A 12,864-nucleotide genomic window follows, 5' to 3' on the forward strand; every position below is an offset into this window, starting at 1 on the left:
TAAAAACAATAGCTAACACGGAACGGACGATAATATGACAAATTGTACGGCTATATTAAACTTCCGTTATTGCATTATTCGCCCACAAAGAAAGCGCGTCCAATACCGGTTTAAACGATTGCCCAAAATCCGAAAGCGCATAAACAACTTTAAGGGGTGGCTTTTCGCCAAAAACCTCCCGCGTGATGAGGCCGTCCTTTTCAAGTTTCTTTAGCTGAAGGGTTCGACAGGAGACAAGCTCAAAAATAAACAATTACTGCCAAGCCTTACTGTTGGTCAACCTGAGCATAACTTTAAACATCAAGGCGGCATTCCATTGATAGACAGCTTATTGATGCCGATAAAAAAATCAGCGGAATATGCGAAAATGAACTATCTCGATCCCGTTATTTTATATGATATCTCTACCGTGACCGGTCATAGCGAATCAGAAATCAGAGATAAAGCCCAAATTCACAGTCGCCAATTGAAGAGATTGATTGCTGCGCAATAGCAAGCGAATCCCCATCGTGCGCCTTTGAAACAAAACCGCCCTCGCCGGCTCTGCGCAGGCTAAACGGCCCGCGACTGTCTCGTGAGCGGCGTTTTGCCCAGACCGGCTCGCTGAGCGGCCGCCGCATGCTCAAAGGTATGGCGATTTACCTCCCTCCCAGCGGTTCTCCCAATCTAAAACACGATTTCAACGGCATCCGAAACATCGGTTTACATACGTAAAGTTAATACGTATATTTCTCATTTGCACTTGCAAACGCAATTATAAGCCAGATAACCAAATCTCATCATTTCAGTACCGGCATCGCATCGACACTGAAATCTCCTCAAGCTTTTGATAAAGGGTAAATGATGTCTTCCACCAAACGTCTTAAGGTCAGGCAACGCCAGCCTGCCGCTGCGCCGTCATTGCTGGCCTCCTGCATTCTTCTGGCACTGCTGCCTTCCGCCGGCTTCGCCGCAACCAATAACGCCGATGACACCCTGATTGTTGAAGGGACGACGGATGATGCCGTTGATAGTCCGGAGCAGGATTACAGCGTTAAAACCACATCCGCCGGCGCCAAGATGACGTTGGTTCAGCGCGATATTCCCCAGTCGGTCAGCATCATCAGCCAGCAGCGCATAGACGATCAGCAACTCCAGACGCTGGGAGAGGTGATGGAATACACCACCGGGGTTAGCAAAAACACCTCTGACTCCGAACGCAGTCTCTATTATTCGCGTGGTTTTCAAATTGATAACTACATGATTGATGGCATTCCTACCTATTTTGAATCGCGCTGGAATCTGGGCGACGCCCTCTCGGATACCGCATTGTATGATCGGGTAGAAGTGGTGCGAGGCGCTAATGGCTTGATGACGGGAACCGGCAACCCCTCCGCGGCCATCAACATGGTGCGAAAACATGCCACCAGTCGTGAGTTTAAAGGCGATCTCACCGCGGAATACGGTCGCTGGAACAAACAGCGCTATGTGGCCGATCTGCAAAGTCCGCTCACGGAAGACGGCAATGTCCGCGCCCGTATCGTGGCCGGGTATCAGGATAACGACTCCTGGCTTGACCGCTACAACAGCAACAAAACCTTCTTCTCCGGCATTATTGATGCCGACCTGGGCGACGCCACCAGTCTCTCGGCGGGATACGAATATCAGCGTATTGATGTGAATAGCCCGACCTGGGGCGGTCTGCCGCGCTGGAATACCGATGGCAGCCTGCGACATTATGACCGGGCGCGCAGCACTGCGCCGGATTGGGCTTACAACGATAAAGAATTCAATAAAGTCTTCGTCACCCTGAAACATCAATTTGCCGATAACTGGCAAACAACCCTGAACGCCACCCACTCTGAAGCCAAATTCGACAGCAAGATGATGTATCTGGATGCGATAGTCGACCAGGATACCGGAGCATTGGTGGGGCCGTATGCCAGTTATGGCGCCGGCTATGATTATGTCGGCGGTACGGGGTGGAATAGCGGCAAGCGTAAGGTGGATGCGATAGATCTTTTCACTGACGGAAATTACGCGCTGTTCGGCCGCCAGCACACCCTGATGCTGGGAGGCAGTTACAGTCGGCAAACCAACCGTTACCTGAGCAACTGGGCGAACATTTACCCTGACGAATTGGCGAATTTCCCCGACTACAACGGTAATTTCCCGGAAACAGACTGGGGTCAACAGACCGTCGCCCAGGATGATAAAACGGTCATGAAATCGCTCTACGCAGCGACCCGCATTTCACTGGCCGATCCTCTGAACCTGATTATCGGCGCCCGGTACACTAACTGGCGTACCGATACCATGACGTACAGCATGGAGAAAAACCACACCACGCCTTACGCCGGCCTGGTGTACGACATTGATGAAAACTGGTCGGCATACGCCAGCTATACCTCTATCTTCCAGCCGCAGAATTACCGCGATATCTCGGGCAAATACCTCGCGCCGATCACCGGCAACAACTATGAGGCGGGAGTGAAGTCCGACTGGATGAACAGCCGTCTGACCACCACGTTTAGCGTATTCCGCATTGAACAGGATAACGTTGCGCAGAGCACCGGCATCCCCATCCCCGGCAGCACAGATACCGCCTACCGGGGCGTCGACGGCACCGTGAGCAAAGGCGTGGAATTCGAGGTCAACGGCGCATTGACGGATAATTGGCAAATGACTTTCGGCGCCACCCGTTATGTCGCCAGGGATAGCGACGACAAAGCCGTAAACCCGCAACTGCCGCGCACGACGGTGAAATTGTTCACCAGCTATCGTCTGCCGGTGATACCGGAATTGACCGTCGGCGGCGGAGTAAGCTGGCAGAATCGCGTATATACGGATGTCACTACCGCCAATGGCACCTGGCGTGCGGAACAGGGCAGTTATGCCGTGGTTGACCTGTTCAGCCGCTACCAGGTAACCAAAAACCTGTCGGTACAGGCGAACATTCACAATCTGCTCGACAAGACCTACGATGACAGCCTTTCCAGTACCTATGTTTACGGCGAACCACGCAATTTCTCGCTAAGCGCGTCTTATAAATTCTGAGTTAACGATAACATCCCCAGGGAGGCCGCCGGCCTCCCTACTCCCCGCGCCGATCTGAAACCACGCCACGCTGCTATCGTCCCACCCTGCGGCTTTCCGCCGACTGCATGCACGGACATTGCAAACCCAAAGCACCCAGTAAATTACGCAAGCGGCGGAATCAGCGCCCAAATAGACGGTCATGATTATGTCACAAACGACTGTTATAACATCACACAAATGGCTAAGGAATAGCCGTGGGATGGCGCCAACCATTTATCTGGTCGGCTGGAAAACGGCACAAGCCATAGTCTGGGAATTAGCGATAATATAAGGTTAACTCTTATGGAAAATAGGCATAAATCAGCAAACGCCTTACCAAAGGCATTTATCTTTGCAATATTATTGAGCGGGATAAACGTCAATATAGCTCAGGCCGCCGACGCGTCAGGCGATGTGGTGAAAAATACGCTGGTAGAAAATACCGTCTTGCACAGAACAGACGCCATACAGAAGGTGGAATCCGACAACGGCAATATTACCAAACCTAAAGTAGCTGAAATCAAAAAAAACAATCAGCCCAACCGCATTACATCGACATTAAAAAATAATACGCAAACCGGCAGAGCGTTTCATTGGTTCACTTCAGATCCCGTGGATAATCCGCTGGTTCTGGTATCAACAAAGGCCGATATGAGCCAGCCGCTGACGTTTCAGGCCACCGCGCGAGAGGTCAACAGCCATTATCTGCAAAGAGACGCGGAAGGCTATTTTATTTATAAGAAGACAAAAAAGATAAATAATAACAATGCAGTCATCGGTTACTTCACCGATAAAAACAAAACGGACGTAAAATGGGAGCCGGAAGACGAAGCAAAAAACCCGGATGAAAGCGTAGGCATCGATATTACCGCGGTAAAGGAAACGATTTATGACGCCGATGCCGCCGGTTTACAACCCGGTACGCTTTATTATTATCAGGTCGGGGCGAAAAATGGCGCATTAAGCGATATCGGAAAATTTAAAACCGCCGGCGGCGCCGATAAAGCGGTAACATTTATTCAGTATACCGACACGCAGAATGCCTACTGGAATGAGCACAAGAGAAATGAAGCGCAATTCGGCGCCGATACGCTCTTTCAGGCGCAAAAAGTCGCGCCGCATGCCGATTTCGTCCTGCATACGGGGGATTTCGTTGAAATTGCCGAAGCGGAAGATGAGTGGCTTGATCTCATGAACCGCTCGCAAAAGGGCTTTTTACAAATGAGCCTGGCCGTGGTTCCCGGCAATCATGACGAATACGGCCTGAACAAGAAAGAGCTGTTCCCCAAAAAATTCAACGAGCATTTCAATCTGGATAGCGCCGGAAAAATCGACGGGGGATCGTATTATTCCTTCGACTACAACAATGCGCACTTTATTGTACTGAACACCAATGATTACAAAAATAAAGACAAAAAAGCATTAGGCGAGCAGCAGCTAACCTGGTTGAGAGAAGATGTACAAAAAGCCAGAAAGAACGGCGCTAAATGGATTATTCTCAGTTACCACAAGCCGCTTTTCTCCAAGTCTTATCACTCCCTGGAAGATGAAGACGTGCAAAATGTGCGCGATGACTTTATGAAGGCCATCGATGACCTGGATATCGATCTTGCCTTGCAGGGACACGATCATGTTTTCTCCAGAACCAAATCGTTGCAGTATGCGTCCAAAACGGACAGTTTTGTGAACGCCAAAATCGATCACGCTGATTTCAGCTATGATGAAAACAATCACAAAATATTGCGATCGCCTAAGGGAACCACTTTCGTCATTCCCAATACCGGCGGAACCAAAGCGTATGATTCGTTATTCAACGAATCCCTGGAGCATATCCACAAAGTGCGTCCCAAACTTAATTGGCTGACGCAACAACAGGTAGAGCATTACAACAATCTGTTTGAAATCGGCTATCAGCCGCAACGCTCCGCCAGATTCAAAAATAAACATGAGAATTATCGTGACAGCTCCGAGCAGAATTTCGCCACCTACACCATCGAGGGAAATAAGCTGACGGGAGCGGTCTACCAGGTCTCCGGCGATTTATCGAAGGGCGAAGCCAGACGGGTATTTCTGGTGGATAAATTCAGTATTGTGAAAGAATAAATTTACTGTGCGCGGGATTGATTTTAAGCAGCGGCGCCAGACGGACAATATCCAGGTTACGACCGTCAAAGGGCGGACGAGACGGCGGGTCCGACTGGCGTAAACTGTTCGACAAGACCTGCGATAACAGCTTTCCCAGCCCTCAGGGTCACGGCGCGCCATGCAATGTTTCGCTAGGCGCGCCCTATAAATGCTGAGTTAGCCGATAACGCCTCCCTGCGCCGCCGATGCCCCCGACTCCGCACTCACCCCGCCCGCCCCCGCGACTTAGCGCCGCGGTCGTATCTTCAATGATCGAGGGAGGCCGCTTCCTGCAAACTCAGCGAACGAGTCTCGGGCGCGAGGGCCAACGATACCAACAAGCCCAGCAGCGTCACGCCCGCGGCCGCATACATGGTGTTGCCGATGCCGATGGTTTGCAGCGAAACAGGCACCAACCAGGTTCCGACCGCCGCGCCGATGCGCGACAGTGAAGCGCCCGTGCCGACCGCAACCGAACGAATCCCGGTCGGAAAAATTTCGTTCGGATACACTAATTGCAGCACCTGAGCGCCACCGATGAACACCGCATAAGCGCCAAACAACGCCAATACCAGCCATTCCGCGCCATCGGAGAAAAAACCCAGTCCCAGGAGCGCCAGTCCTGACCACAGAAAACTGTGGATCACCAGCGAACGTCGGCCGATGACATCGATCAGACGCGTGGCGATAACGCAGCCCACCGCGAACAACATTGTGATGGCGACGGAACCGTAGGCCGCCCAATTCCCGGTCAGATTCAGCGCCTGAAGCACTTTGGGCGCAAACGCATACACGGCAAAAACCGGGATCACGGAGCACGTCCAGAATACGGCGACGAACAACATACGCGCGCCATAACCCGAGTGCAGCAGACTGCTCAACGATCCTTGCGTGTCCGGCGGCGATTCGGGCAGGTTGCGTAGCGAGAACGAGGGGCCATACACCTTCCTGATGACGCGCTCGGCTTCAGCCATGCGCCCTTTGCTCACCAGCCAGCGCGGCGACTCCGGCGTACCCAGCCGGATGATCGCCAGAAACGCGCCGATCGCCACCGGACTGGCGATAACCCAACGCCATGCGTCATCCCCATAGCGCATCAGGATCAGGTTGCCGACGATGTACGCCAGCGCCGCGCCGACAAACCACAGGATCGTCATCGCCGCCAGGCGAGGGCCGCGGTGTTTTCTGGGCAAAAACTCTACGAGCAACGCCCCGGCGACGGGATACTCGAACCCCACGCCAATCCCGATTAGGAACCGGTAGATAAACAGCGACAGGCCCGATTCCGTCCAATACGCGCCCAGAGAACATAAGATAAAGATGATCGGGCCGAAGAAATACAGCTTTTGGCGACCCAGTTGCCCGGTCAGACAACCGCCCAGAAATCCGCCGACGAAGATACCGATCAGGGCTGAAGCCGCGACCATGCCTTGCCAAAAATCGTCAAGGTTCAGTTCGGCCGAAAGCTGTACCAGCGCCACGCCGATGATGCTTAATATGTAGCCGTCCATTAGCCAGCCGCCGCCGGAACGTATGCTTAACAAGCGGTGAAATCCATTAAGGGGAACATCCTCAATGGACAAATCATTTGTTGTTGTCATTATCGATTTCCTTGCGAAAGAAATATCGAACAGGCCGCTGAACGTCCCCTGTTTTCACCAGCTTTTCCTGCCGCTCAGGCGCTGTCCCCGTCAGCGCGCCGCCTGACGCCGAACGACAGGAACGGCTCCGTGAGGATGCCCCGACGCGGCATTCCCCATGCTCCCGCACGATTTTTTCCGCGATATGCAGATGACGGAGACGGCCCGGCTTTCCCGCCTTCCGGCTGTCTGCGGCGGCAGGCTCATGACAGAAAGTCTTTGCGGGCAAGGTTGATCACAGACGGCGCGAGCTGAACATTGATCATCCCCGGCGGGCAATGTTTCCGCCCTCGCAACGGATTGGCTCGCGATGGAAGACGACTGCCGGCGCGTCCTTTTGCCATGACCTGGCGAAAACGCCATGCGAACGGCCTGAGCGGCGCCGACCCGATGCCATGCAGTCCAACCGCCAAACGGACTGCATGGCGGCCGATTTACATTTTCCCGAGATTTTTGCACTGCGCCACGCACGCCTTAATGCCTTCCGTCAGGCATTCGTCAAAACCCAGCGCTTCCATTTTGGTGATTGCGGCCAGAGTTGCGGCGCCTGGCAAAAGAAGTTTCTTTTCCAGTTCTTTCGGGGTTTCGTCCGCAGTTAACAGCATTTCCGCGCTGCCTTTCATCGTTTGCGCGAACAGCCGCAACGCCGCCTTGTCCTCAAGACCCATCGCAACGGCTTCTTTCACCACCACATCCGCCATATGGTAAAAGTAAGCCGGCGCCGCGCCGGCGAAAGGCACCACGTCATCCATCGAAGTTTCCGGAATTTCCACGACAATTCCGCTGTGCGTCAGGAAACGGTGGACCTCGTTGTACTCCTCGTCGGAAACGCTCTCGGCCCGGGCGACGGAATAAGCGCCCATCCCCACCTGTGCGGGCAGCGTCGGCACACACTGAACCACCCTGGCGTTTTTCCCCAGGTTATCGTAAAACCATTGATTGCTTATGCCTGCGGGAAGGGAAATAAAGATGTTGTTATCAGAAAAAACGCTTTTAATCTGAGGAATAATGGAGCGGACAATCTGAGGAAGCACCGCAACGACGACAATCCTGCTATTTTTCACCAGTTCCTCGATAGAGGGGTAAACAACGTAGCCTTTCGCCGCATACTCTTCACGCACCGCGGGGGAGATGTCATAGACGCCGATCTCCTTCCTGTCATATCCCTTGCTGATATCCACGCCGGATAAAATCGCCCTGATGATATTACCGCCACCGATACATCCAATGCTTGTGCTCATAGTTACAAATCCTCTTTATCGTGTTGTTATCTGTTGCGTATCACTGAACTGCCGGTATTCTCGGCTTTACGGGGAGTACGCAGACTGGAAGCCTCCGTCAGGCTCATATCTTTTGTTTCCGGCGCCATGATGATGGAAACCACCAATCCGGCCAACGTTAATCCCGCACAGATATACAATGTGGCCTCCAGTCCGAAACGGGATAAGATAATCGGCGTAAAAAAAGTGGCAATCGCTGCGATAATGCGGGTAATTGACGTCATGACGCCCACTGCCGTCGCCCGGATATGCGTGGGGAAAAGCTCGTTCGGATAAACAAATTGGTGGGAGCCGCCGGCGGTGTTGCTGGCGCCGAACAGGACAAATAACGCTAAAACCAGAATAAACGGCAGATTCATATCGGCGGTAAACGCTAATATAAATAATGCAATAAAGCATATAAAAAACGATATCAGCAGCGTAGGCCGTCTGCCTGATTTATCCATGAAAAAGAAAATGAAAATTAATCCGATGAGATAAAGAGAGTTGATAATCGCCGATCCCAGATATTGCCTATTCCCGTCGGCGAAACCGAACTGTTCCATAATTGTGGGAAGGTAGGTTCCCAGGGCAAAGACCGGTATAATTTGCATGGTCCAGAAAAACGCCACGAAAAAGAGCCATTTTCCATAGCCGCTGTTGAAAAGCTCATGAAAGGATGCTTTCCCCTCCGGTTCGGGTTCGGTCTCCCGGGACAGGACGATATTATCGCCAATCTTTTTGAGTATTGCCGCGACTTCGTTTCCCCGGCCTTTGCCGATCAGCCAACGGGGGGATTCCGGCATATTACGTATGCTGATAAGCCATAGAAAACACGGGACCGCGCCGCTGACGACCATCCATTTCCAACTGTCGTCGCCAAAATTCAGCAAAAGATAGCAGACCACATTGGAGGCCGCGTAGCCGATAAACCAGAGCGCGTTGAGAATGCCGAGCATTGCGCCCCGGTTCTTTTGCGGAGAGAACTCCGCGATATACGGGCCGGAAATGGTGAATGTCGCGCCCAAACCAACGCCTAGAAGCATCCGCAGAAGAAAAACAACCAGCGGATCCGTTATGAAATATTGCAAGACGCTCACGATGCCGAGAAAGAGAAAATCCAGAATATACATTTTCTTGCGACCCAGCAGGTCGGTTGCGTAGCCCCCAAACAAGCTGCCGAACATCATCCCCAGCAGCGTTCCCATGCCAATAAGTCCGGACAGAGCCGGAGACATCGGTATCCGGGTATTCATGACCGAAAGCGATATCGCAACCGTTCCAAGCACGTAGCCCGCGACAAACGGACACCCAGCGCAATAAGCCACCAGTTTTAAATGATATTTATTAAACGGTGCTTCATCTATTGTTATTTTATTTATTGTTATTTCATTGGCGCTCATATTTCACCTTCACTGGATATTTATATTACCTGTTCGATGTATTTCCGGAGAATCGCTCGATAGCGCGACATCTGCTCCGGGGAGGGTGACATGACATCGGCTAGCGGGTATTCCCGGCCCAGTCTTTTATATGTTTCGGTGCCTAAACGGTGGTAAGGAAGCAACTGCACCTGATGAAGATGGCGCAGCGTTGAACAAAACGCCCCAATGCTTTCCAGCTCTTGCTGCGCATCATTAATTCCCGGAATAACGGGAATTCGGATAATCAACCGAGGCGCTTTTTCCAGCTCATTGGTGTTCAATAAATTTTCAAGGATGAGTCTGTTATCGCGGCCGGCATATTTACCGTGCAACTCTGCGTTGAAAAATTTAATATCCACAAACGCGGTATTCACATAGGGGAGAATGGAATTGACAACCTTCCACGGCGCAAAGAAGGAGGTTTCAATCGCCACATCAAAGCATTCGTTCCAGATTGCTTTTAACAAGGCCAGGGTAAATTTCGGCTGAGCCAAAATTTCACCGCCGGATAATGTTACGCCCCCGCCCGAGACAAAATAGCAGCAGGAATCCTTCCTGATTATTTTCATGACGTCTGCGACGGTCATGACCTCGCCATAGGTTTTATCCTCGGCGCGCTCGACTTCAAAAGACTGACTTTCAGGAGTAGAGCACCATAGACAGCGCAGCGGGCATCCCTTTAAAAAAATAACGGTGCGAAAACCTTCGCCGTCATAAACGGAACCGTGTTCAACCCGCAACACCATGCCGCGGGTTTCGCTTTGTTTCATTTCGGCCTTCGGGTCGTACTGCTCGCACATGGTCGCTTTTACCTTTCCATCAGCAATTATTTTGTCAAAACGACTGACCGACGAGCCATCACCCGCCTGAATTACGGCAGCAAAAGAAATAAATTTTTGCTTATTCGGTCGTCATGGCTCGCCGCCGCCTCAACTCAATAAACAGGCGGTTGTCTTTTGCCCCACGTCGCAGAATCTAGGCCGCCCATTCGCAGATGGAAGTACGGCCGATGATTTCGTCCTGTACCTCTTTGCCAAGCTCCGAGAAAAACGCGGTGTAACCGGCAACGCGAATAAGCAGACCTCTGTGCCGCTCAGGATGTTGTTGCGCGTCGATAAGCACATTGCGATCCACCACGTTGAACTGCACGTGATAAACATCCAGCGCGCACAGCGTCTTGAGCAGGTTCATCATATGGGCGATGCCTTGCCGCCCCTCAAGGATGGACGGCTCAAGTTTCATATTGAGCTGGGTACCCTGGGTATAGCGGGCATGCGGGATGTGGCTGACCGATTTGAGCAAAGCGGTCGGGCCGTTCATGTCGGTGCCGCCGGTGGCGCCGATGCCATCGGTCAACGGCGTCCACGCTTTACGGCCTGAAGGCAGCGCGCCGACCCATTTGCCGATAGGCGTGTTGCCGGAAACCGGCAGCATACCGGTGGTCATTTTACCGAATTTCGTGTTGTATTTTTCAAACTGATCAACAACATAGGTAAACAGTTCGCCGACGATCCAGTCCGCGCGCTCGTCATCGTTGCCGTATTTGGGCGCCTCCAGACACTGCTTCTGGATGTGCTCATAACCGTCGAAGTTTGCGTCCAGCGCCTTGCACAGACTGTCCATGGAGACTTTTTTCTCGTCAAAGACCAGATGGCGGACAGCGGCCAGGGAGTTGATGATATCCGCCTGACCAACGGTGATCACCCCGCCGCCGCAATTGTATTTTGCGCCCCCCATGCTGTAGTCGGTGCCGGATTCGATGCAATCCGGAAAACCGAGAGACAGACAAGGCACCGGACGACAGTTCATGCTCAGATAATCCAGCAGCTGATTGCCCGACACGATGACGTCGACAAAATAGCGGATGTGGGTTTTGACGGCGGCAAAGAAATCATCGAAGGTTTTAAAGTCGCGCGGATCGCCGGTGGAAACGGATACCCTTTGCCCCGTCTTGCGGCTGACGCCGTCGTTCAACGCCATATCGATAATGCCGCCCATATTGACGTCGGCCATATCGGTGTACTGCTTCATGCGGCCGGACAGGTTGGTTTCGACGCAGCCGCAGGGATTCCAGTCCCAGGCTTCGCTCAGCGGCACGCCTTTGTTGAGCATCATGCGGATACCGGCGTCGTCATGGTAAATCGCCGGCATGGTGAGCCCCAATCTGTTGGCTTCGCAGGCCTTTTGCAAAAAGGCGTCGGGGTTTTTGGCCATACTGTAGCGCACGGTCATGTTCGGCTCTTTGAGCCTGACATCCATGGTCGCCTGGATAACCATATAGGAGAGATCGTTGACGGCGTCGTTGCCGTACCGATCGATGCCGCCCGCCGTCACCTGCACCGTAATGCAGTAACCGGCGGCGAACTGGGCGGTGACCTCGTCCTGGAACAAACTGAGTTCGGCGATCTTGATCCACAGGCAATCCAGCAGTTCCTGCGCTTCATCTTTGGTGATGACGCCGTTTTCGATATCAGCTTTATAGAAGGGATACAGGTACTGATCGATGCGGCCGAGGTTGTAGGATGAGGCATTCTGTTCCATGTAGATGGCGTATTCGTAGAACAGCACGCTCTGTAAGGCTTCATGGTAGGAAGTGGCGGGATGCTCGGGAACACGACGGCACACGGCGGCGATCTTTTCCAACTCGGCCTTACGCACGGGGTCAGCGCATTTTGCCGCCTTTTCTTCCGCCAAATCCGCATGCCGGTTGGCCAGCGTAATGATGCCGTCGCAAACCAGCAGTTCCGATTGCAGGAAATGCATTTTTTCCAGGTCGCCGACATGGGCGTCATCCAGCTTCGCCAAAGCGTCTTGCGCTTTTTTGCGGATGCCGGCGATGCCGACGGACAGCAGATAATCCCAGGCGGGCGTCGTTTCGCCGTATCCGCGCACCGCCTTGCGGTCGATATAGATCATGCCGTTGTCGCGCAGCGTCTCCATATCCTTCGGCGCCATGGCCCGCCAGCGGTCCAGCATGCATTTATTCTTCCAGTAATCGGAAACTTCTTCTTTAAATACCTTTTTGCCCTCTTCACTCAGGAAGAAAGGATCAAATTTACGCGTACTGATGGTATCCAGTTCACGATCCAGAATGGAACAGGAACTGTCCGCGCATAAAATGCCGCAACGCGGTTTAAATCCCGCACCGCCTACCAGCAGCTCATTGTCCAGAATATAGATATTTTTATTGCGGCACTGATGCCGGAAACCGGTGGCCTTTTGGATAATCCAGGGCTGTCCCTCAGTCTCTTTAAACGCTTCCGTTAAATATTTGGCGTTATAAACATCCATATCCACCCGCGTATTCAAATATTGCTCTCTCAAAGCATCGATACGATTCATATATTTCGCAGACATAAA

At 52.4% G+C, this 12,864-nt stretch carries 9 protein-coding genes; 3 read left to right on the forward strand and 6 right to left on the reverse strand.

The window, feature by feature from the left end:
- Positions 1–55: 55 nt before the first annotated feature.
- Positions 56–253 carry a winged helix-turn-helix transcriptional regulator gene (locus ABRZ26_RS05885; RefSeq protein ID WP_319603316.1) on the reverse strand — a complete coding sequence of 66 codons (198 nt, stop codon included), beginning with the start codon at positions 251–253 and terminating at the stop codon, positions 56–58.
- Between ABRZ26_RS05885 and ABRZ26_RS05890 the strand changes: the two genes are divergently transcribed.
- The 3 genes from ABRZ26_RS05890 to ABRZ26_RS05900 all read left to right on the forward strand — a co-directional run bounded on the left by ABRZ26_RS05890 (position 215) and on the right by ABRZ26_RS05900 (position 5,160).
- Positions 215–493, forward strand: coding sequence for an NAD(P)H-dependent oxidoreductase (locus ABRZ26_RS05890; protein WP_349830374.1), 279 nt, complete (start codon positions 215–217; stop codon positions 491–493). The genes ABRZ26_RS05885 and ABRZ26_RS05890 overlap by 39 nt on opposite strands.
- Positions 494–843: 350 nt before the next feature.
- Complete coding sequence (gene fhuE, locus ABRZ26_RS05895; protein WP_319603317.1) at positions 844–3,036, forward strand: ferric-rhodotorulic acid/ferric-coprogen receptor FhuE; 2,193 nt, start codon at positions 844–846, stop codon at positions 3,034–3,036.
- Positions 3,037–3,360: 324 nt separating this feature from the next.
- Positions 3,361–5,160 (forward strand): purple acid phosphatase family protein, encoded by a 1,800-nt coding sequence (locus ABRZ26_RS05900; protein ID WP_319603318.1) that lies wholly within the window; start codon positions 3,361–3,363, stop codon positions 5,158–5,160.
- Between the two features lie 287 nt (positions 5,161–5,447).
- On the opposite strand, the gene ABRZ26_RS05905 is transcribed toward ABRZ26_RS05900, so the two are convergent.
- The 5 genes from ABRZ26_RS05905 to ABRZ26_RS05925 all read right to left on the reverse strand — a co-directional run bounded on the left by ABRZ26_RS05905 (position 5,448) and on the right by ABRZ26_RS05925 (position 12,861).
- Complete coding sequence (locus tag ABRZ26_RS05905) at positions 5,448–6,782, reverse strand: MFS transporter (RefSeq protein WP_319603319.1); 1,335 nt, start codon at positions 6,780–6,782, stop codon at positions 5,448–5,450.
- A 473-nt stretch (positions 6,783–7,255) separates the two neighbouring features.
- Complete coding sequence (locus tag ABRZ26_RS05910) at positions 7,256–8,062, reverse strand: pyrroline-5-carboxylate reductase family protein (RefSeq protein ID WP_319603320.1); 807 nt, start codon at positions 8,060–8,062, stop codon at positions 7,256–7,258.
- Positions 8,063–8,088: 26 nt separating this feature from the next.
- The gene (locus tag ABRZ26_RS05915; protein ID WP_319603321.1) at positions 8,089–9,483 is read right to left on the reverse strand and encodes an MFS transporter; all 1,395 of its coding nucleotides are present in this window, start codon (positions 9,481–9,483) and stop codon (positions 8,089–8,091) included.
- A 20-nt stretch (positions 9,484–9,503) separates the two neighbouring features.
- A complete protein-coding gene (locus ABRZ26_RS05920; protein WP_319603322.1) occupies positions 9,504–10,304 on the reverse strand; it encodes a glycyl-radical enzyme activating protein in 801 nt (266 codons plus the stop codon).
- 175 nt (positions 10,305–10,479) lie between these two features.
- Positions 10,480–12,861, reverse strand: coding sequence for a glycyl radical protein (locus ABRZ26_RS05925; protein WP_319603323.1), 2,382 nt, complete (start codon positions 12,859–12,861; stop codon positions 10,480–10,482).
- Positions 12,862–12,864: the final 3 nt, after the last annotated feature.

Origin of the sequence: Brenneria sp. L4-2C (genome assembly GCF_040240335.1) — a bacterium.
Taxonomy (GTDB): Bacteria; Pseudomonadota; Gammaproteobacteria; order Enterobacterales; family Enterobacteriaceae; genus Brenneria.